This window comes from Stenotrophomonas sp. YJH_SMC_36, assembly GCF_059369935.1.
Genome location: NZ_JCAFTD010000006.1, coordinates 202,630 through 222,828, shown reverse-complemented (window position 1 = coordinate 222,828; position 20,199 = coordinate 202,630). Strand labels below are relative to the sequence as shown.

The following is a 20,199-nucleotide window of genomic DNA, read 5'->3' as shown; positions in this document are numbered from 1 at the left end:
GCTCCCGCATACGACGACGCCGGCACGGGGCCGGCGTCGTCGGGTACCTCGTCAGCGCGACCGGATCACTCCTGCGCGGCATCCTCGCTGCCGGTGGCAGCCGGGGCGCCTTCGGCCGTGGCCGGGGCGACCGCGGCCACCTCGTCCTCGTCCTCGTCGATCGAGGCATCCATGCGCTCCACCGCCTGCAGCTTCTCGTCCTTGGACAGGCGGATCAGGGTGACGCCCTGGGTGTTGCGGCCCACGCGGCTGATTTCCGAACCGCGCGTGCGCACCAGCGTGCCGCCATCGGAGATCAGCAGCACTTCATCGCTGGAGCCCATCAGCACCGCGGCGACCAGCTTGCCGTTGCGCTCGGTGGTCTGGATGCCGATCACGCCCTGGGTACCACGCCCCTTGCGCGGATAGTCCGGCAGCGGGGTGCGCTTGCCGTAACCGTTCTCGGTGGCGGTGAGGATGTACTGCAGGTTGGCGTCGTCGGCACCGTCGATCACCGCATCGCCATTGGCGACCGCTTCCTCGATACCGTTGTCGTCCTCGTTCTCGTCCTCGGCACCACCGGCACTCTCGGCCACGATCAGGCTGACCACTTCCTCGCCGGGCGGCATCCTGATGCCGCGCACGCCGGTGGCGGTACGGCCCATCGAGCGGACCTTGTCCTCGCCGAAACGCACGGTCTTGCCGTTGGAGGCGAACAGCAGGATGTCACGCTCGCCATCGGTCAGGCCGACGCCAACCAGCGCATCGCCCTCGTCAAGGTTGATCGCGATCTTGCCGCGGGCCAGACGGAAGGCGAATTCGCCCAGCGGGGTCTTCTTGACCGTGCCGTTCTTCGTGGCGAAGAACACGAACTGGCCATCGGCGTATTCGCGCACCGGCAACACGGCCTGTACGCGCTCACCCGGTTCCAGCGGAATCCAGTTGATGATCGGCCGGCCGCGTGCGTTGGAGCCGGCTTCGGGCAGCTGGTACACCGGCAGCCAGAACACCTTGCCTGAACTGGTGAAGGTCAACAGGGTGTCGTGCGTGTTGACCAGCCACAGCTGTTCGATGAAATCCTCTTCCTTGGTCGCCGCCGCGCTGCGGCCACGGCCGCCACGACGCTGGGCGCGGTAGGCGCTGACCGGCTGGCGCTTGACGTAGCCGGCGTGCGACAGGGTGACCACCACGTCTTCCGGGGCGATCAGGTCGAGGATGTCCAGGTCTTCTTCGCTGTGGCGGATCTCGGTGCGACGCTCGTCGCCGAACTCGGCCTTGACGCTGACCAGCTCCTCGCGGATCACCTGCAGCAGGCGATCGGGATCTTCCAGGATGTGGATCAGACCGGCGATCACTTCCAGCAGCTGCTTGTACTCGTCGGTCAGGCGATCCTGCTCCAGCCCGGTCAGGCGGTGCAGGCGCATTTCCAGGATCTGGGTGGCCTGGATCTCGGTCAGCTGGTAGCCGCCCTCGATCAGGCCCACGCCCTTGGGCAGGTCCTCCGGGCGCGAGGCCTCGGCACCGGCAGCACCCAGCATGGCCCCGACCAGGCCCGGCTCCCACAGGCGGGCGAGCATGCGTTCGCGCGCCTCGTTGGGATTGGGCGAGGTCTTGATCAGCTCGATCATCTCGTCGATGTTGGCCAGCGCGACGGTCAGGCCTTCCAGCACGTGGGCACGGGCACGCGCCTTGCGCAGCTCGAACACGGTGCGGCGGGTGACCACCTCGCGACGGTGGCGGACGAATGCCTCCAGCATCTGCTTGAGGTTCATCAACTGCGGGCGGCCGTCGACCAGCGCCACCATGTTGATGCCGAACACCGATTCCATCTGCGTCTGCTGGTACAGGTTGTTCAGCACAACCTCGGCAGATTCACCGCGCTTGATCTCGATGTAGATGCGCATGCCGTCCTTGTCGGACTCATCGCGCAGCTCGCTGATGCCTTCGATCTTCTTCTCCTTGACCAGCTCGGCGATCTTCTCGATCAGACGCGCCTTGTTCACCTGGTAAGGAATTTCAGTGACGATGATCGATTCGCGGCCGTTGTCGGCCACTTCGATATCCGCCTTGGCGCGGATGCGCACGCGGCCACGGCCGGTACGGTAGCCGGCGACGATGCCGGCGGTGCCGTTGATGATGCCCGCAGTCGGGAAATCCGGGCCCGGGATGTACTCCATCAGGCCGTCGACGTCGATTTCCGGGTTGTCGATCAGCGCGATGCAGGCATTGATCGATTCGCTCAGGTTGTGCGGCGGGATGTTGGTCGCCATGCCCACCGCGATACCGGCCGAACCGTTGACCAGCAGGTTCGGGAACCGGGTCGGCATGACCGTCGGCTCCAGTTCCTTCTCGTCGTAGTTGGGCTGGAAATCGACGGTTTCCTTGTCGATGTCGGCCATCAGCTCATGCGCGAGGCGCGACATGCGCGCTTCGGTGTATCGCATCGCCGCGGCGGAGTCACCGTCGATCGAACCGAAGTTACCCTGGCCGTCGACCAGCATGTAACGCAGCGAGAACGGCTGGGCCAGGCGCACCAGCGTGTCGTACACCGACTGATCGCCATGCGGATGGTACTTACCGATGACGTCACCGACGATACGCGCCGACTTGAAGTAGGGCTTGTTGCTGTGCGCGTTGAGCTCGTTCATCGCGTACAGCACGCGGCGATGCACCGGCTTGAGGCCATCGCGCGCATCCGGGAGCGCGCGGCCCACGATCACGCTCATGGCGTAATCGAGGTAGCTCTTGCGCATCTCGTCTTCCAGGTTGACCTGGATGATTTCCTTGGCGGTTTCTGCCATTCGGGTTCCGTTGTCTGGTAGCGGTCCAGTCCGGCGCGGACACCTGCGGGGGTGACCATGCCGGAACCTCGATTCAACCTGTGGATACTACCACATCGGACCATTCCCCGCCTGTGTTTACAGGGGTTTTACCGGCACAAATCAGGAACTTAGGGGCAGGACGGGGCCCATCGGGCCACGCCCGGGGCCGGCCGCGGCGAACCCGGAAGATGCGCCCGGCTCCCGCGGCGCAGACCGCCTGTGCGTCTCAACCGCCGAAGGCGGCGCGCATGTTCTCCACGGTCGGGTTCAGGATCACGCCGCGCTCGGTCACGATTGCGTCGATCAGCTCGCCCGGGGTGACGTCGAACACCGGGTTCCAGGCGGCGATGCCTTCGGCCACCGTGCGCGTCCCGCCCACGCCGTACAGCTCGCCCGGATCGCGCTGTTCGATCTCGATCTGGCTGCCGTCGACGGTCTCCATGTCGACCGTCGAGGACGGCGCCACGACCATGAATTTCACGCCATGGTGGCGCGCGGCGATGGCCAGCTGGTAGGTGCCGATCTTGTTGGCGGTATCGCCATTGGCGCAGATGCGGTCGGCGCCGACGATCACCCACTGCACGGCCCCGGTCTTCATCAGGTGCGAGGCGGCCGAATCGGCGATCAGGGTGGCGTCGATGCCATCCTGCTGCAGTTCCCAGACGGTCAGGCGCGCGCCCTGCAGCCACGGACGGGTCTCGCCGGCGAACACGCGGGCGATCCGGTGCTGGGCCATGCCGGCGCGGATCACGCCCAGCGCGGTGCCGAAGCCGGCGGTGGCCAGCGAGCCGGTATTGCAGTGGGTCAGCACGCCGCTGCCGGCATCGATCAGGCCGGCGCCGAGCGCCCCCATGTGGCGGTTGGCGGCCAGGTCTTCCTCGGCGATGGCCCGTGCTTCCGCTTCAAGCAGCGTCTTCCAGTCCGCACCGGCGCTGCCCAGGCAACGACGCATCCGCGCCAGTGCCCAGGCCAGGTTGACGGCGGTCGGGCGTGAGGCGTTCAGCCGCTGCAGCGCCGGCTCAAGCTGCTGCAGGGCGAGCGGGCCATCGGCCGCCTGCACCTCACGCGCCGCCAGCACCACGCCCCAGGCAGCCGCGATGCCGATGGCCGGGGCGCCACGTACGGTCAGGGCGTGGATGGCCGCGGCGACTTCATCGCTGTCCCGGCATACCACATGCTCGACCACGAACGGCAGCTTGCGCTGGTCCAGCAGTTGCAGGGCATCGCCGGTCCACAGGATCGGGCGGATGTGGTCGTAGCGGGCGTAATCGAGGTCGGTGGCAGTGTTCATGGGCCCATTGTAGGGCCACGCCCCCTCGCGCAGGCACCCGGCCGGATTCAATTCACCGAGAATTCGGCGCGGCAACCACCGTCCACCCAGATGCCGTTGCGGCTCCAGCCCCAGGTGCTGCCTTCCACGCACTCGGTGCTGGACAGCTGCTGTCGCACCGCGGCACCGACGGAGATGCTGGCGCCGCAGAAACGGCGCTTCTTCGATTTGGATTCGCAGGTCAGCCGGCGCGGCACGTCGACGAAACGGCCCTGCTCATCGGCCACCTCGAAATCGCCCTGGCAGCCACGGCTGGTCCACACCTCGTTGCGCTTGTAACCCCAGCCCTGCCCTTCCCGGCATGGCAGCACCGACAGCTGCCGCAGCAGGCGCACCGGTGCGCCGTCCAGACGCACCGGACAACTCTGCGGACGGCCATTGGATTCACAGCGGACCACGCGGCGCACCTTGCGCTTGCTGCCTGGCTCGGCCGCAGCCACTCCCTGCGCCGGGCGCGCCCGGAACTCGGCACGGCAGCCGAGCGTGACCCACACGCCGCTGCGGTCGGTGCCCCATTCGCTGCCACGGATACAGCTGTTGCTGGACAACTGGCGAACCAGATCGACGCCGTTGCTGACATCTATATCGCAGTGCACCCAGGCCATGTCGCGTGACTCGCAGGTGACGACTTCGCCGTCATAGCCGGCCTGCTGCGCCGATGCCGGCAACGGCGTCAGCACTCCCCACATCGCAATGGAGTAGACCGGTGCCGCCACAACCGCAAACCACTTGACCAAAGCCTTCCCCATAGGACTGGACGAACTGCCATGCCAGTGTCTGGCATCGGGAGTGATGAGAGCATCATCGTGCTTGCTGAATCAAGCGCGCGGACGCGGCAATCCGTTCAGTCTGTCTGGTTCAGAAAGCCGCGTGCGCTCAGGCGCCGGCGAAATCGAAGGCCAGCACGTCGGCGATGCGGGGCGTGCGGTTCATCGCCATCAACAGGCGATCGATGCCGACCGCAACTCCCGCACACGCAGGCATCGCGGGCAGCGCCGCCAGCAGTGCCTCGTCCAGCGCCGGCTGCACCTGCCCGCGCGCATGGCGGCGCTGCAGGTCGTGCTGGAAACGCGCCCGTTGTTCGTCGGCATCGTTCAGTTCGTGATAGCCGTTGGCCAGCTCCACGGCCCCCAGGTACAGCTCGAACCGCTCGGCCAGCGGCGGCGTACCAGGGCGGATGCGGGCCAGTGCTGCCTGGCTCGCCGGCCAGTCGTGGACAACGGTCATGACTGCGTCATCGAAATGCGGTTGGATGCGATGGGTCATCAGCAGATCCAGCCAGTCGTCGCGGGTCAGCCCGACCGGGTCGATATGCACGTCACCCAGCGCAGCGCGCAGCCCGGCCTCATCGGTCTGGAACGGATCCACGCCCACCTGCTGCTGGAACAGCTCGCGGTAGCTCAGCACACGCAGGCTGGCGCTGCGTCCAACCAGGCCCAGAGCCAGGCGGACCAGCTCCGCGGTTTCCTGCACCAGCCGGTGATGGTCCCAGCCAACCCGGTACCACTCCAGCAGGGTGAACTCCGGGTTATGGCGCCCGCCGGCCTCGCCGTTGCGGAACACCCGCCCCAGTTCGTAGCAGTCGCCGACACCGGCAGCGAGCAGCCGCTTGAGCGGGTACTCCGGCGACGTACGCAGCCAGCGACGGCGGCCGCCGGCGTCGACATGGCCGCTGAAGTCGGTATGGAAGCTGTCGATGTTGGGCTCGGTATTACCGGCCACCGACAGGATCGGTGTCTCCACCTCCAGCACGTCACGCTCTGCGAAGAAGCGGCGCACCAGTGCGTTCAGCGCGGCACGCTGCTGCAGTTTGCGCCGCAGGGCGTCGCTCACAGGATGCCCTCCGGGCGCGGGTGATCCAGCGGCAGGGTCAGCAGGTCGCGGGTGTCATCGATGTAGCCACTGGCCAGGTACAGCCGACGCGCCAGTTCGTTGTGGTGGTTCACCTCCAGGCGCAGGCGGCTGACCCCGCGTCCGCGTGCACGCTGTTCGCAGATGGCCAGCGCCTGCTTGCCCCGGCCACGGCCGCGTGCCCGCGGCCCCAGATAGAGCTCGTCAAGCAGCATGAAATGCCCGCCCTGCTCCAGGCTGAAGCCCATCGCGATCACCGCATAGCCGACCACCTGACCGGCTTCGTCCAGCCACAGCAGCACTTCGCCGTTGCGCGGATCGGCCAGCAGTGCATCGACACCGCGACGCACGCGCACGTCGTCGAACTCGATCCTGTCCTCGGCGTAGAACGCGCGCATCAGCGAGATCAGCAGTTCCTCGTCGGCGCGGGTGGCCAGGCGGAAGTCCAGCGGGGCAGTCTGCATCGGGAATCCTTTGCTGTTTCGGGCCGGGCGCATGTCACGCCCGGCAGGGTGATCATTCGTGGTCGGCGAGGAAGGCCAGCAGGCGCGCTTCGTCCCACACCGGCACTCCCAGGGCCTGCGCCTTGTCCAGCTTGGAGCCGGCTTCGGTACCCGCCACCACGAAGTGGGTCTTCTTCGACACGCTGCCGGACACCTTGGCTCCCAGCGCCTCCAGTCGCTCCTTGGCCACATCGCGGGTGAGCTGGGCCAGGGTGCCGGTCAGGACCACGGTCTGCCCGTCGAGCGGACCGGCGACGATTTCGGTCAGCGCGGGCGCCTTGGCCAGGATCTGCTGCATCGCCTCCTCGGCAGCCAGCAGCATCACGCCATGGCTGTCCGCTTCCAGCCACTGGGCAAGGCCGCGCGCGGTGTCCTCGGGCAATCCGGCATTGACGAACTGGCCATGCTCGGCATCAAGCACGGCCTGCGCGCTGGGCAGCACCGCCACCAGCTTTTCCGCGCGCAGGCGGGTGATGCCGGGGATCTCCGATTCCACCAGCAGCTGAGCCAGGTCCAGCCCCTCACGCAGCTTCGCACTGGGCGGATGCACGTCGCTGATGCGCACCTGGCCGACCTGCAGCAGATCGTCGATGGCCTGCTGGTTGCCCTGCTGCTCGAAGAAGTGACCGAGCGAACGTGCCACTTCGCCACCGATGTCCGGCACGCGCTTGAACAGTGGCCAGGGCAGCCGTCGGATCAAGGCCAGATCACCGAACCACTGCGCCAACGCCTTGGCCGTGCTTTCGCCGACATGTTCGATGCCCAGCGCGAACAACAGCCGTTCCAGCGTGGTGGCACGACTGGTGTCGATCGCGGCGATGAGGTTGTCGGCCCAGCGGGTCGCGATCTTCTTCGTGTTCCACTCGAAGCTGGCCGGCTGCGCCAGTGCCTGCGCGCGCCAGGCCACATCGTTGCCATCGAGCTTGAGCACGGCATTGAGCACGGTGCCGCTGCCTTCGGCCGGCAGGTGCGGCGCCAGGCTGGCGGCCAGCGCGGACGGATCTTCCGCGTCGAGCACCAGCTTCAGGTGCAGCAGCTGGTCGCGGGTGAGCCGGTACAGGTCCGCCACGCCCTTGACGATGCCGGCATCCACCAGGGTTTCGATGTACTTGTCACCCAGGCCATCGATATCCATCGCGCGACGTGAAGCGAAATGGGCGATGGCCTCCTTGCGCTGCGCCGGGCACGACAACTCACCGGAGCAGCGCCACGCGGCCGCGCCCTCTTCGCGCACGATCTCCGAGCCACAGACCGGGCAGCGCGTGGGCATCTGCCACGGCGTGGTGCCCGGCGGCCGGCGGTCGAGGATGACGCTGACCACTTCGGGAATCACGTCGCCGGCACGGCGCACGATCACGCTGTCACCCACCCGCACGTCCAGGCGCTCGATCTGGTCCGCATTGTGCAGGGTTGCGTTGGAGACGATCACGCCGGCCACGGCGACCGGCGCCAGGCGCGCGACCGGAGTGGCAGCGCCGGTGCGGCCGATCTGGATTTCGATCGCTTCCAGCGTGGTGCTCTGTTCCTGCGCCGGGAACTTGTGCGCGATGGCCCAGCGCGGTGCGCGCGAGACGAAACCCATCGCCTGCTGGCCAGCGCGGTCGTCCAGCTTGTAGACCACGCCATCGATGTCGAAGGGCAGGCCATCGCGGCGTGCGCCGATATCGCGGTAGTAGGCCAGCAACCCATCGGCACCTTCCACCACCCTGCACAGATCACTGACCGGGAAGCCCCAGGCACCCAGCTGCGCGAGCGTGCCCGAATGGGTATCGGGCAGTTCGCCGCCCTGCACTTCTCCGGTGCCGTAGGCGAAGAAGCTGAGCTTGCGCTGTGCGCTGATCTTCGGGTCGAGCTGCCGCAGCGACCCGGCCGCCGCATTGCGCGGGTTGGCCAGTACCTTGCCGCCATGCAGCCGGGCGCGATCGTTGTAGGCTTCAAAGTCGGCACGGGCCATGTAGACCTCACCGCGCACTTCCAGCACGTCCGGCCAGCCCTTGCCGTGCAGACGCCGGGGGATGTCGCCGATCTCGCGCAGGTTGGCCGTGACGTCTTCGCCGGTCGTGCCATCGCCGCGGGTCGCACCCAGAACGAAATGTCCATCCTCGTAGCGCAGGCTGATCGCCAGCCCGTCCATCTTCGGCTCCGCCGAAAAGCGCGCGGCACCGCGTCGCAGGCGTTCGTCGATGCGGCGCACGAAGTCGGTCACCTCCTCATCGCTGAAGGCATTGGACAACGACAGCATCGGCACCGCGTGGCGGACTTCAGCGAAACGCCCGGAGGGACGCGCGCCGACCTGCTGGGTCGGGCTGTCCGTGCGGGCCAGTTCGGGGTGCGCGCGTTCCAGTGCTTCCAGCTCGCGCACCAGCCGGTCGTAATCGACGTCGGGGATCTCCGGCGCATCCAGCTCGTGATAGGCGCGGTTGGCCTGGGCGATCTGCCGGCGGAGTTCATCGACGCGTTCGGCGGGGCTGGGGCTCATCGTGATCGGTGATTCTGGGGCGGCTGGGGATTCTACCGCGCCGGGCCATCATGCCCTGTAACGTCCCCGCCCCGGCAGCGCCGGGCCCCGCTCCGCGAAAGACGGGCTTGCCGCCCTCCACCGGCAGCGCTAGCGTGCGTCGGCCGCCCTCCGGAAACCTGCCCATGACCCTGCCTGCCTCCCGTCGTCGCTTCCTGCAGCTGGCCGGTGCCGGCCTCGCCGTCGCCGGCAGTGGCCTGCCGGGCCTGGGATACGCGCAAACCGCCCCGGCTGCGGCTCCCGCGTCGCCGCGCGCCGATGGGCCGGTGCTGCTGAACTTCAATGAATGCCCGTATGGGCCTTCCGCCGCTGCGCAATCGGCCGCTCGCGACAGCATCGCGCGCTGCGGCCGCTACCGCTTCGAGCTGGCGGCGCAGGTCCGTGATGCATTCGTCGAACTCAGCGGCGTCAGTGCCGATCACCTGCGCCTGTACCCGGGCTCCAGCGAGCCCCTGAACCGTGCCGCCGCAATCTGGACCGGCCCGCAGCAGGGCCTGGTCGTGGCTGATCCGACCTTCGAGGCGATTGGCGACGTGGCCGCCGCGCGGGGCGCACAGGTCAGCCGAGTGCCTCTGCGCAGCGACGGCGCGCACGATGTGCGCGCGATGGTGGCTGCCGCGCACGCGCGCCCGACCGGGCTGATGTATGTGTGCAACCCCAACAACCCCACGGGTTCGATCAGCCCGCCCGCCGAGCTCGCCTGGCTGCTGGCCAGCAAGCCCGCCGGAACCCGGGTGCTGGTGGACGAAGCGTACCTGCAGTACAGCGACCAGCCGAGCCTGATCGCGCAGGTGGCCGAGCGCGATGACCTGATCGTGCTGCGCACCTTCTCCAAGCTGTATGGCATGGCCGGACTGCGCCTGGGCGCGGCAGCGGCCCATCCCGATCGCCTGCGCGAGCTGGGCAGCCTCGGCGACAACCCGTTGCCGGTGCCGGCGCTGGCGGCCGCTCTGGCCAGCCTGCACGATCCGCAGCTGGTTCCGCAGCGCCGTCTGCAGAACGCGAAGATCCGGCAGGCGACCATCGCCTGGCTGGGCAAGCGTGGCTTCAGCTGCCTGCCGTCGGAAGCGAACTGTTTCGTGGTGGACGTCCAGCGCGACGGTGCCGCCTTTGCCAGGGCGATGGCCGCACAGGGTGTGGTGATCGGTCGCAGCTGGCCGATCTGGCCGCAGCGCGTCCGTGTGACCGTTGGCACCGAGGAGGAGATGGCAGCGTTCCGCGCCGCGTTCGCCCAGGTCGCCGGGGTGCCTTCCTGACTTCATCCACGCAGGCGATGGATCTGCTGTGGTGGTGGGTGCCGACCGTGGGTCGGCATACCCGGGATGACCGCGCTTACCAGCGCGGGGTCTTGGTCAGGGGCGGCGCCTGGTGCTGGCGGTCATAGGCACGCAGCTCGTCACGGATGTGGGCGATGCGCTGGCGGCCGAGCGCGTTGCGGCTGTCGTCCAGCACCACGCCATCCAGCAGCTCGGCCATGCGCTGCACGGTCGGCAGCATCTTCTCCCAGGCATCGAGCGCGGTCAGCGGCGCCGGCAGGGTCAGGAAGAAGGCGATGGCCGGTGTCTCCATGGCACGGATGTTGGCCATGTCGAAACTGCCCGGCTTCATGATGCTGGCCATCGAGAAGATCGGCCCCCGTTCCGGATGGCCCTCCACCAGACGATGGAACACGTTCATGTGGCCGAACACCAGACCGGTTTTCTCGGCCGCCACGACGATGTCCTCGCCCCGCAGCTGCTCGCCGGCCCGCGCGGCCACGAACAGCGAGACGATCTTGTCGAAATCCTGGGTGGCGCGCTTGCCCAGGTCGCTGGCCGCGCCGGCTTCGGTGTCGGCCAGGCCCAGCTCGGCCTGTTGACCCTCTTCGCCCAGTGCCGGATCGAGGCGGGTATCGGCCAACGGTACGCCGTCCTCGCCCAGGACCGGTTCGCGGCGCTCGCTGCTGGTCGGTTCGGTGCCTTCCACGCGGCGGCCCTGGGGCTTCTTCTTCGGACGGCCAAACAGGAAGATCGCGGCGATCAACAGCAGGCCGGCGGCCAGGATGCCGATGCGCAACAGTGCCGTGTCGGACATTCGATAGGTTCTCCGGCTAGTTCATTCAGGTAACTAGGATGGCACGTCAGGCCGCGCCCGCCAATCGCGCGGCCTCTTCCAGGTCCACGCTGACCAGGCGGCTGACGCCCGGCTCGCGCATGGTCACGCCCGACAGCTGCTGCGCAGCTTCCATCGTCGCCTTGTTGTGGCTGACGAACAGGAACTGCACCTTCTCGCTCATTTCCTTGACCATGTTGGCCAGGCGGCCCACGTTGGCCTCGTCCAGCGGTGCGTCCACTTCGTCCAGCAGGCAGAACGGCGCCGGATTGAGCTGGAAGATCGCGAACACCAGCGCCACCGCGGTCATCGCCTTCTCGCCGCCGGACAGCAGCGAGATGCTGGATACGCGCTTGCCCGGCGGACGCGCCATGATGGTCACGCCGGTGTCGAGCAGATCTTCACCGGTCAGTTCCAGATAGGCATGGCCACCGCCGAACAGGCGCGGATAGAGGGCCTGCACACCGGCGTTGACCCGGTCGAACGTATCCTTGAATCGGCCGCGGGTTTCGCGGTCGATCTTGCGGATGGCGTCTTCCAGGGTCTCCAGCGCCGTGGTCAGGTCCACATGCTGCGAATCGAGATACTCCGACCGCTGCGATGCCTCGCCATACTCGTGGATCGCCGCCAGGTTGACCGGCTCCAGCCGGCGCATGCGACCGTCGATCTGGTGCACGGCCTGCTCCCAGTCCCCCAGGCGGGCGTCCTCGGGCAATGCGTTGAGCAGGTCGGCCATCACGAAGCCGGCCTTCTCCACCGCAGCCTGCAGGGTGTCAGCACTGAGTACCAGGGCCTGCTGGTCCAGCTTCCGCTGGGAAATACGCTCGCGCTGCGCCAGCGCCTGCTCATCACGCTGGTGGCGGGTCTGTTCGAAATTGCGCAGCTCGGCGTCGATGCCATCAAGCAGGGTACGCGCTTCGGCCAGGACACGGTCGGCACGCACGCGCTCTTCCAGCGCATTCTGGTGCTCGGCCTGCAGCGATTCGACCGGCGAATCACCCTCGTCCAGCTGCGAATGCAGTTCGCCCAGGCGCGAATCCAGCTGCCCGCGCTGGGTGCTCATGCGCTCCAGCGCCTGGCTCAGCGATGCCACCTGTGCGCGCTGCGATTCCAGGGTCAGTGCCAGCGAATGCGAGCGTTCGCGCACCGCCCGTGCGGCTTCGCGGGCGAGGTCGCGTGCTTCGGCCAGCTGCCGGCGTTCGCTTTCCAGGGCCTGCCGGGTCGATTCCAGATCGCCCATGCTGCTGACGGCACTCTCCAGCCGCGAACGTGCCTCGCGCGCCTGCTCGCGGTTGACCTCGAGGGTCTCCAGCAGTTGGCTCAGCTCGCCTTCGATGCGATCGATGCGCGTGCGTGCGGCCTCCACCTTTCCCTGCTGGCCCTGAAGCTGACCCGCCAGCTCGGATACCGCACGATGCGCGAGGTACAGCGCCCGTTGCGCATCTTCGCGTTGCTGCTCGGCGGCCAGCAGCTGCTCGCGGAAGCCGGACAGCTGATCTTCCAGCTCGACCTCACGGTTCTGCAGCTGTTCGATCTGCTCGCGCAGCTCATTGATCTCGCGCTCGCGCAGCAGCGCACCCTGCTTGGCCGCACCGGAGCGCGACACGCGCACCCAGCCCTGGCCGAGACGCTCACCGCTCTGGGTGATGATCGAATCACCGGCGGGCAGCCGGGCCTGCAGGGCACGGGCCTCGTCCAGATCCCGCGCGCCATGCAAATGCGCCAGCAGGCGTCGGATCGCCGTCGGTCCGCGCACGCGCGCGGCCAGCGATGTCGCGGCGACGTCCAGATCGCTGGCATCGTCAGACACCAGTGCGATGCGGCCTTCGCCCAGTTCGCCCAGCGCATCGACCAGGCCTGCCGGGTCGTCCACCAGCACGCCTTCGATCAGCTGGCCGAGGGCGCTTTCCACCGCATTTTCCCAACCGGCATCGACATCCAGGCGCTCGCCCACGCGCGCGGCCGAATCCAGCCCGCGCGCCTTCAACCAGGCAACCGCGGCGCCCTGCTCCTGGCCGAGTGCGGCCTGCTGCAGGGTTTCCAGCGATGCCAGGCGACCGCGCAGGCCATTGACCTGCTTGCGCAGTTCGGCCAGTTCGTTCTGACCGTTGCGCTGCTGTTCCTGCACGGTGGCCACGCCCTGCTTGCGCTGCTCGACCTGTTCGCTCAGCTCGTCCAGTGCGGTCTTCTGCGTGTCGTGCTGCAGGTGCAGCTGCTCGAAGGCTTCTTCCAGCGCGTCCACGTCCAGCCCGGCACGCTCGGCGGCCAGCGCCTCGCGACGCCGGTCGGCGTCGAGGATCTGCCGGTCCAGGTAGTCCACGCGGGTGCGCTCGACATCGCCGGCGCGCGAGGCCTCAGAACTCTGTGAGGTGTGCTGTTCCCAGCGGTGCTGCCAGTCGGCCAGGCGGGCTTCGGCCTCGCGCAGGCTTTCCTGCTTGATCTCGTTCTCTTCCTGCAGCGCCTCCAGCTGCGGGGTCGCGGCGTCCACCGCCTCGCGCAGCACCATCAGCTTGGCCTCATCGCCACTGATGTGCTGGCCCAGCTCGGCCAATGCCTGCCGCGTCTCGTCGCGGGCCTTGTGCAGGCGCTGCGACAGCTCGCGCTGGTGCTGGATCTGCTGCTCCAGTCGGGCCAAGGTACTACCGACCTGGTAGACCGCGGCCTGCGCGGTATTGAGTGCGTCGGCCGCTTCCTCGCGGCGCATGCGCGAGGTCTCGATGCGGGCCTCGGCGTCGCGCTGGTCCGCGATCAGCTGCTGAAGCCGGGTTTCTTCCTGCGACAGGCCCTCGCGAAGCTTCGACAGGCGCCCATCGAGGCCTCGGAACTCCAGCGCCTTCCACTCGGCATCCTTGACCCGGCGCTCTTCCTGCAACGCCTGGTACTGCTCCGCCTGCCGGGCCTGGCGCTTGAGGTGCTCGAGCTGCTTGCTGATCTCCTCACGCAGGTCGCCCAGGCGATCAAGGTTCTCGCGGGTGTGGCGGATGCGGGTTTCGGTTTCCTTGCGCCGCTCCTTGTACTTGGAGATTCCGGCCGCCTCTTCCAGGTAGACGCGCAGATCCTCGGGACGCGCCTCGATGATCTGGCTGATCATGCCCTGTTCGATGATCGAGTAGCTGCGCGGGCCCAAGCCGGTCCCCAGGAAAAGATCGGTGATGTCGCGGCGGCGGCACTTGGTGCCGTTGAGGTAGTAGTTGCTGGTGCCGTCGCGGCTGACCGTGCGCTTGACCGAGATCTCGTTGAACGAGGCGTACTCGCCGGAGATGGTGTGGTCGGAGTTGTCGAAGATCAGCTCGACCGTGGCCTGCGAGACGGGCTTGCGGGCGTTGGAACCGGAGAAGATCACGTCGGTCAGCGAGTCGCCGCGCAGGCGGCTGGCCGAACTTTCGCCCATGACCCAGCGCACGGCGTCGATGATGTTCGACTTGCCGCAGCCATTGGGCCCCACCACGCCGGTCATGTTGGTCGGCAGATGCAGGGTGGTCGGATCGACGAAAGACTTGAAGCCGGACAGCTTGATCGTGGAAAGACGCATAGGGGTTCCGGACTGGGGCCGGCAAGCGGCCTGCGTTTACCCTCCAAGTCATTGATCCTGCTGGGATCGCCGACCGTGGAACGGGTGTGACGCCCTGAGTATACCGATGTGGCCGTGTTCTACGAATGGGCGTGGAACATCGGGGCCCGCGCGCCTGCCGGGCGGGCCGACAAAACAAAACGGGCACCCTCGCGGGCGCCCGTTCTGCGGTGATGCCAGGCCTTGCGGCGTGGGATCAGGCTTCGGCTTCGACGACGACCTTGACGGTGGTCTCGACGTCGGCGTGCAGGTGGATCAGCACGTCGTACTCGCCGATGTTGCGGAACGCGCCTTCGCCCAGGATGACTTCGCTCTTTTCCAGCGGCAGGCCGGCGGCGGTGAAGGCCTCGGCGATGTCGCGCGGGCCGACCGAGCCGTACAGCTTGCCTTCGGTCGAAGCATTGGCGGCGATGGTGACGCTCGCGCCTTCCAGCTTCGCCTTGCGGGCTTCAGCCTCGGCGTGGATGGACTGGGCCTTGGCTTCGTACTCGGCGCGCTTGGCTTCGAACTCTGCCTTGTTGCTCTCGGTGGCCGGCACGGCCTTGCCCTGCGGCACGAGGAAGTTGCGGCCGTAGCCCGGCTTGACGGTGACCAGGTCACCCAGGTTGCCGAGGTTGGTGACCTTCTGCAGGAGGATCAGCTGCATGGTTTTACTCCAGATAAGTTATTCGTTAGCGAGGCGATGCCCCGCAACAAAGGCTGTCCGAATAGCTGGCACAACGGGGCGGCACGCGGCCACCCCGCCGGGCATCAGACGTCGTGGTTGTCGGTGTACGGAATCAGGGCCAGGAAGCGAGCGCGCTTGACGGCGGTCGCCAGCTGACGCTGGTACTTCGACTTGGTACCGGTGACGCGGCTCGGCACGATCTTGCCGTTCTCGGTCAGGTACTGGCGCAGGGTGTTGAGATCCTTGTAGTCGATCTCCTTGACACCTTCAGCCGTGAACTTGCAGAACTTGCGGCGACGGAAGAACTTGGACATGGGAAGGCTCCTTAGGCGGCGGAAGCGGCGTCTTCGCCGGCTTCGTTGTCAGCGGTGGTGGTGGACTCGCCTTCTTCGTCGTCACGACGACGGCGCTCACCGCGCTCCGGCTTGTCACCCTTCTCGTCCTTGCTCTTCATGATCAGCGACTGCTCGGTGTCAGCCTCGTCACGCTTGATGACCAGGTTGCGCAGCACGGCGTCGTTGAAGCGGAAGCTTTCGGTCAGCTCGTTCAGCACGGCCTGGTCGGCTTCGATGTTCAGCAGCACGTAGTGCGCCTTCACCAGGTTCTGGATCGGGTATGCCAGCTGGCGGCGGCCCCAGTCTTCCAGACGGTGGATGGTGCCGTTGCCGTTCTCGACCAGCGACTTGTAGCGCTCGATCATGGCCGGGACCTGCTCGCTCTGGTCCGGGTGGACCATGAACACGATTTCGTAATGACGACTCATGTTTTTTCTACCTTTCGGATGTGGCCTTGCGGCCGGACAGCCCCCCGCCGTTGAGACCGCGGTGGGGCAAGGGTTCCCGCCAGGAAGGCAGGAAGCCGCGCATTATGGCGCAGATGGGGCAACCGGGCAACCGTGGCCGAACCTGAACCCGGCAGCACCGGGACCTGCCCGAGGACCGGCCGGCACGACCCCGGGGAAGCGGCCCTCAGGCCTTGTCGGCGTCGGTGGTGAAGCTCTCGCCGCAGCCGCACTCGGCGGTCGCGTTCGGGTTGCTGAACGTGAAGGTCTCGCTCAGGCCGTGCTTGCCGAAGTCGATCACGGTGCCGTCGACCAGGGCCAGGCTCTGTGCATCGACGTAGATCTTCACGCCGTCCTGGTCGAACACCGTATCGCCCTCGCGCTCGTCACGGGCCAGGTCGGTCACGTGGCCCCAGCCGGAGCAGCCGGTCTTGGTCACGCCGAAGCGCAGGCCCAGCGCGCCCGGGGTCTGGGCGACGAAGCGCTGCACGCGCTCGAAGGCAATGGGGGTCAGGCTGACAGCCATGGGACTACTCCAGAGGAACAGGGACATTATAGGGAGGTTGGGCCGCAGAAATGCCTCGCAAGCAGAACGCTGCAACCGGTAAACTCCCGTGTTCACAGATCGAGTCGATCAGCAGAGGATTCAAGTCATGACGGTGGTCAGCGTTGAACATGCGCTTGCCGGGAAGATCCCGGAAGGCGGCGAAGTCACGGTACGCGGATGGGTGCGCACGGTGCGCGGTTCAGCGAATCTGGCCTTCGTGAATGTGACCGACGGCTCCTGCTTCGCCCCGATCCAGGTCGTAGCCAACGACACCCTGGTCAACTTCGACGAGATCAAGCGTCTCACCACCGGCTGCTCGCTGGTGGCCACCGGCATCCTGGTGAAATCGCAGGGCAAGGGCCAGTCGTTCGAGATCCAGGCCAGTGCGGTCGAAGTGGTCGGCTGGGTCGAAGACCCGCTCACCTACCCGATCCAGCCCAAGCCGATGACGCCGGAGTTCCTGCGTGAAGTGGCGCACCTGCGCCCGCGCACCAACCTGTTCGGCGCGGTCACCCGCATCCGCAACTGCCTGGCCCAGGCCGTGCACCGCTTCTTCTACGAGAACGGTTTCAACTGGATCAGCACCCCGATCATCACCACCTCCGACGCCGAAGGCGCCGGCCAGATGTTCCGCGTGTCCACGCTGGACATGGTGAACCTGCCGCGCGATGAGAAGGGCGCGATCGATTTCAGCCGCGACTTCTTCGGCAAGGAGACGTTCCTGACCGTGTCCGGCCAGCTGAACGTCGAGGCCTACTGCCTGGCCCTGAGCAAGGTGTATACCTTCGGCCCGACCTTCCGCGCCGAGAACAGCCACACCACCCGCCATCTGGCGGAGTTCTGGATGATCGAGCCGGAGATCGCCTTCGCCGACCTGGCCGAAGATGCGCGCCTGGCCGAGGAGTTCCTCAAGTACCTGTTCCGCGCGGTGCTGAACGAGCGCAGCGATGATCTGGCCTTCATCGCCGAGCGCGTGGACAAGAACGCGATCACCAAACTGGAAGACTTCATCAACGCGCCGTTCGAGCGCATCGACTACACCGATGCGGTCAGCCTGCTGCAGAAGTCTGGCCGGAAGTTCGACTTCCCGGTCGAATGGGGCCTGGACCTGCAGACCGAACACGAGCGCTGGCTGACCGAGGAACACGTCGGCCGCCCGGTGGTGGTGACCAACTACCCCGAGCACATCAAGGCGTTCTACATGCGCCTGAACGACGACGGCAGGACCGTCGCCGCGATGGACGTGCTGGCGCCGGGCATCGGCGAGATCATCGGTGGCAGCCAGCGCGAAGAGCGCCTGGACGTGCTGGACGCGCGCATGGCCCAGTTCGGCCTGGACCGTGAGCATTACAGCTGGTACCGCGATTTCCGTCGCTACGGCTCGGTGCCGCACGCCGGCTTCGGTCTGGGCTTCGAGCGCCTGGTGGTGTACGTCTGCGGCCTGTCCAACATCCGCGATGCGATTCCTTACCCGCGCGCTCCCGGCAGCGCGGACTTCTAAGCCCCACCACCGACCACGGAGGTACTGCCCGCATGACCCTGTTCTTCGCCCTCTGCTTTGTCGGCGTCGCAGTGGCCGGGTTCAGTGCCTTCGTGATCTTCTGGCCGCTGACCCTGGTGCACGTGCGTGACCGCCATCCGGCGCTGGCACAGCGCTTCGGCAGCGGCGCCTTCCTCAAGCCCGATGCCCTGGCCTGGCTGCTGCGCCGCGACTACCGGCAGCAGCCGGATCGCTCGCTGTCCGGTTTGGCCACGCCGGCCTGGGTTTCGCTGCTGACCCTGCTGGCCGGACTGGGCATGGCCGCCCTGCTCTGGCTGGCTTCGCTCTGGTAACGCCTACATGAACGATCTCTCCGCCCCGCACGACAGCTGGTGGCTGGCCAGCCTCGGCAACACCCTGATCTGGGCCCGCCTGCGCGTGCGCCCGGCCGGCACGGCCGAAGTGCTCGACAGTGATGGCAACACCCTCAGCTACGACAGCGAGGACACTGCCCGCGCGCAGCTGTTCGACGCCGATTTCGTCGAATTCGACGGCCTGGACGAAGAAGATGCGCTGGTGCGCGGCTTCAGCCTGCATGAGGTGCAGCCACCGCACGCCGACAGCGACGAGGGCCTGCGTGGGCGCATGGTGCAATCGCTGGGCGGGCGCGCCTGAGCCCAGGCCGATGTTCACTCCGCGCGCCTTCGCCGAGACCGATCTGATCTGGCTGGACCGCCTGCTGGCGCGCGATCCGTTCGTCACCGTGCTCACCACCGGTGACGACGGCCTGCCCGAGCTGACCCGCGTGCCGGTGCTGTACCGGCGTGATGGCCAGCGCATCGAACTGCGCGGCCACTGGGCGCGGGCCAACCCGCAGTCGCGTCGCGAAGGCACCGCCAAGGTGCTGGTCGATGGCCCCCATGGCTACGTCTCGGCCAGCTGGTATCCGGACAAGGAACCGGCGGCACGCGTTCCGACCTGGAACTATGCCGCTGCCGAGCTGCGCGGACAGCTGCAGCCGTTCGACGGCACCGATGCGCTGGCCCAGCTGGTCGGCGACATCAGCGACCGCTTTGAAGCCAGCGTCGGCCAGCAGTGGCGGTTCGAGGCTGATCGTCCCGAGCACGGCCCGGAGCTGCGCGCCATCGTCGGGTTCCACTTCCACGTCGAACAGGTACAGCTGAAACTGAAGCTCAGCCAGAACCATCCCGATGCCAACCAGCAGGCGGTGATCGACGCGTTGGATCGCCTGCACGCCCCACCTTCCACCGAACTGGCGCAGTGGATGCGCTGGTTCCGCGATGAGGCCGCCAGCAGCGGCTGAACGCACCGACTCCCGCGACGACGCGGCCGGACAGCCGCGACTTGCCCCCACCGAGGTCAGGGACCCGAACATGAAAGACATCCACAAGCTGCTGCAGAACAACCGCGACTGGGCCGACCGCATCGAGAAGGAAGATCCCGAGTTCTTCCATCAGCTGGCCAAGCAGCAGCACCCGGAATACCTGTGGATCGGCTGCTCCGATTCGCGCGTGCCGGCCAACCAGATCATCGGCATGGCACCGGGCGAAGTGTTCGTGCATCGCAACGTCGCCAACGTGGTCGCCCACACCGACCTGAACTGCCTGAGCGTGGTGCAGTACGCGGTGGACCAGCTGAAGGTGAAGCACATCCTCATCGTGGGCCACTACGGTTGCGGCGGCGTGCATGCCTGCCTGCACAACACCCGCGTCGGCCTGGCGGACAACTGGCTGCGCCACGTCGGCGACGTGATGCAGAAGCACGCGGCGATCATCGATGCGCTGGAGACCGACGAGCTGCGTCATGCCCGCCTGTGCGAGCTGAATGTCATCGAGCAGGTCGCCAACCTGTGCCGCTCGACCATCGTGCAGGACGCCTGGGCACGCGGCCAGAAGCTGATGGTGCATGGCTGGGTCTACAGCTTGAAGGATGGCCGCGTGCGCGAAATGGGCATCGATGTCGGCTCGCCGGAAGATCTGCAGCCGGCTTACGAGAAAGCGCTTTCCTATGTCCCCCGCAAGGGCAAGCGCGACTGATC

18 protein-coding genes are annotated in these 20,199 nt (G+C 67.1%); 6 read left to right on the top strand and 12 right to left on the bottom strand.

Annotation, left to right across the window (positions count from 1 at the left end; genetic code table 11):
* Nucleotides 1-65: 65 nt before the first annotated feature.
* The 6 genes from gyrA to ligA all read right to left on the bottom strand — a co-directional run bounded on the left by gyrA (nucleotide 66) and on the right by ligA (nucleotide 8,970).
* On the bottom strand, nucleotides 66-2,780 hold the full coding sequence (gene gyrA, locus AC5P76_RS13165; protein WP_065182897.1) for a DNA gyrase subunit A: 2,715 nt from the start codon (nucleotides 2,778-2,780) through the stop codon (nucleotides 66-68).
* Between the two features lie 247 nt (nucleotides 2,781-3,027).
* The gene (gene mtnA / locus AC5P76_RS13160; protein WP_065176042.1) at nucleotides 3,028-4,092 is read right to left on the bottom strand and encodes an S-methyl-5-thioribose-1-phosphate isomerase; all 1,065 of its coding nucleotides are present in this window, start codon (nucleotides 4,090-4,092) and stop codon (nucleotides 3,028-3,030) included.
* Between the two features lie 47 nt (nucleotides 4,093-4,139).
* Nucleotides 4,140-4,868 (bottom strand): DUF3011 domain-containing protein, encoded by a 729-nt coding sequence (locus AC5P76_RS13155; protein ID WP_081279796.1) that lies wholly within the window; start codon nucleotides 4,866-4,868, stop codon nucleotides 4,140-4,142.
* Nucleotides 4,869-5,007: 139 nt separating this feature from the next.
* Entirely contained in the window at nucleotides 5,008-5,964 is a 957-nt protein-coding gene (epmA, locus tag AC5P76_RS13150; protein WP_263174980.1) for an EF-P lysine aminoacylase EpmA, read from the bottom strand.
* Nucleotides 5,961-6,446: a GNAT family N-acetyltransferase gene (locus AC5P76_RS13145; RefSeq protein WP_053515463.1), complete on the bottom strand. Its 486-nt coding sequence runs from the start codon at nucleotides 6,444-6,446 to the stop codon at nucleotides 5,961-5,963. The genes epmA and AC5P76_RS13145 overlap by 4 nt, the downstream gene beginning before the upstream one ends.
* A gap of 52 nt (nucleotides 6,447-6,498) precedes the next feature.
* Nucleotides 6,499-8,970, bottom strand: a complete 2,472-nt coding sequence (ligA, locus tag AC5P76_RS13140; RefSeq protein WP_263178406.1) for an NAD-dependent DNA ligase LigA — start codon at nucleotides 8,968-8,970, stop codon at nucleotides 6,499-6,501.
* Between the two features lie 158 nt (nucleotides 8,971-9,128).
* Between ligA and AC5P76_RS13135 the strand changes: the two genes are divergently transcribed.
* Entirely contained in the window at nucleotides 9,129-10,259 is a 1,131-nt protein-coding gene (locus AC5P76_RS13135; RefSeq protein ID WP_495222768.1) for a pyridoxal phosphate-dependent aminotransferase, read from the top strand.
* A 76-nt stretch (nucleotides 10,260-10,335) separates the two neighbouring features.
* On the opposite strand, the gene zipA is transcribed toward AC5P76_RS13135, so the two are convergent.
* The 6 genes from zipA to AC5P76_RS13105 form a co-directional block, all read right to left on the bottom strand.
* Nucleotides 10,336-11,076: a cell division protein ZipA gene (gene zipA / locus AC5P76_RS13130; protein WP_053515456.1), complete on the bottom strand. Its 741-nt coding sequence runs from the start codon at nucleotides 11,074-11,076 to the stop codon at nucleotides 10,336-10,338.
* A gap of 46 nt (nucleotides 11,077-11,122) precedes the next feature.
* Nucleotides 11,123-14,626 carry a chromosome segregation protein SMC gene (gene smc / locus AC5P76_RS13125; RefSeq protein WP_164152480.1) on the bottom strand — a complete coding sequence of 1,168 codons (3,504 nt, stop codon included), beginning with the start codon at nucleotides 14,624-14,626 and terminating at the stop codon, nucleotides 11,123-11,125.
* Nucleotides 14,627-14,861: 235 nt separating this feature from the next.
* Entirely contained in the window at nucleotides 14,862-15,311 is a 450-nt protein-coding gene (gene rplI / locus AC5P76_RS13120; protein ID WP_053515452.1) for a 50S ribosomal protein L9, read from the bottom strand.
* 104 nt (nucleotides 15,312-15,415) lie between these two features.
* A complete protein-coding gene (gene rpsR, locus AC5P76_RS13115; RefSeq protein ID WP_002804494.1) occupies nucleotides 15,416-15,646 on the bottom strand; it encodes a 30S ribosomal protein S18 in 231 nt (76 codons plus the stop codon).
* Nucleotides 15,647-15,657: 11 nt separating this feature from the next.
* The gene (rpsF, locus tag AC5P76_RS13110; protein ID WP_053515451.1) at nucleotides 15,658-16,095 is read right to left on the bottom strand and encodes a 30S ribosomal protein S6; all 438 of its coding nucleotides are present in this window, start codon (nucleotides 16,093-16,095) and stop codon (nucleotides 15,658-15,660) included.
* Nucleotides 16,096-16,300: 205 nt separating this feature from the next.
* The gene (locus tag AC5P76_RS13105) at nucleotides 16,301-16,639 is read right to left on the bottom strand and encodes a HesB/IscA family protein (protein ID WP_053515449.1); all 339 of its coding nucleotides are present in this window, start codon (nucleotides 16,637-16,639) and stop codon (nucleotides 16,301-16,303) included.
* 127 nt (nucleotides 16,640-16,766) lie between these two features.
* Between AC5P76_RS13105 and asnS the strand changes: the two genes are divergently transcribed.
* The 5 genes from asnS (at nucleotide 16,767) to can (ending at nucleotide 20,197) form a co-directional block, all read left to right on the top strand.
* Nucleotides 16,767-18,161: an asparagine--tRNA ligase gene (asnS, locus tag AC5P76_RS13100; RefSeq protein ID WP_346480609.1), complete on the top strand. Its 1,395-nt coding sequence runs from the start codon at nucleotides 16,767-16,769 to the stop codon at nucleotides 18,159-18,161.
* A gap of 32 nt (nucleotides 18,162-18,193) precedes the next feature.
* Complete coding sequence (locus AC5P76_RS13095; RefSeq protein WP_053515445.1) at nucleotides 18,194-18,493, top strand: hypothetical protein; 300 nt, start codon at nucleotides 18,194-18,196, stop codon at nucleotides 18,491-18,493.
* A gap of 7 nt (nucleotides 18,494-18,500) precedes the next feature.
* A complete protein-coding gene (locus AC5P76_RS13090; protein WP_053515443.1) occupies nucleotides 18,501-18,815 on the top strand; it encodes a hypothetical protein in 315 nt (104 codons plus the stop codon).
* A 10-nt stretch (nucleotides 18,816-18,825) separates the two neighbouring features.
* Complete coding sequence (locus tag AC5P76_RS13085; protein WP_053515441.1) at nucleotides 18,826-19,464, top strand: FMN-binding negative transcriptional regulator; 639 nt, start codon at nucleotides 18,826-18,828, stop codon at nucleotides 19,462-19,464.
* 70 nt (nucleotides 19,465-19,534) lie between these two features.
* A complete protein-coding gene (gene can / locus AC5P76_RS13080; RefSeq protein WP_053515439.1) occupies nucleotides 19,535-20,197 on the top strand; it encodes a carbonate dehydratase in 663 nt (220 codons plus the stop codon).
* Nucleotides 20,198-20,199: the final 2 nt, after the last annotated feature.

Coding starts and splice junctions, on each gene's coding strand:
- gyrA (WP_065182897.1), bottom strand. CDS start 2,780: ATGGCAGAAACCGCCAAGGAAATCATCCAGGTCAACCTGGAAGACGAG.
- mtnA (WP_065176042.1), bottom strand. CDS start 4,092: ATGAACACTGCCACCGACCTCGATTACGCCCGCTACGACCACATCCGC.
- AC5P76_RS13145 (WP_053515463.1), bottom strand. CDS start 6,446: ATGCAGACTGCCCCGCTGGACTTCCGCCTGGCCACCCGCGCCGACGAG.
- AC5P76_RS13135 (WP_495222768.1), top strand. CDS start 9,129: ATGACCCTGCCTGCCTCCCGTCGTCGCTTCCTGCAGCTGGCCGGTGCC.
- zipA (WP_053515456.1), bottom strand. CDS start 11,076: ATGTCCGACACGGCACTGTTGCGCATCGGCATCCTGGCCGCCGGCCTG.
- smc (WP_164152480.1), bottom strand. CDS start 14,626: ATGCGTCTTTCCACGATCAAGCTGTCCGGCTTCAAGTCTTTCGTCGAT.
- rplI (WP_053515452.1), bottom strand. CDS start 15,311: ATGCAGCTGATCCTCCTGCAGAAGGTCACCAACCTCGGCAACCTGGGT.
- rpsR (WP_002804494.1), bottom strand. CDS start 15,646: ATGTCCAAGTTCTTCCGTCGCCGCAAGTTCTGCAAGTTCACGGCTGAA.
- rpsF (WP_053515451.1), bottom strand. CDS start 16,095: ATGAGTCGTCATTACGAAATCGTGTTCATGGTCCACCCGGACCAGAGC.
- AC5P76_RS13105 (WP_053515449.1), bottom strand. CDS start 16,639: ATGGCTGTCAGCCTGACCCCCATTGCCTTCGAGCGCGTGCAGCGCTTC.
- asnS (WP_346480609.1), top strand. CDS start 16,767: ATGACGGTGGTCAGCGTTGAACATGCGCTTGCCGGGAAGATCCCGGAA.
- AC5P76_RS13095 (WP_053515445.1), top strand. CDS start 18,194: ATGACCCTGTTCTTCGCCCTCTGCTTTGTCGGCGTCGCAGTGGCCGGG.
- AC5P76_RS13090 (WP_053515443.1), top strand. CDS start 18,501: ATGAACGATCTCTCCGCCCCGCACGACAGCTGGTGGCTGGCCAGCCTC.
- AC5P76_RS13085 (WP_053515441.1), top strand. CDS start 18,826: ATGTTCACTCCGCGCGCCTTCGCCGAGACCGATCTGATCTGGCTGGAC.
- can (WP_053515439.1), top strand. CDS start 19,535: ATGAAAGACATCCACAAGCTGCTGCAGAACAACCGCGACTGGGCCGAC.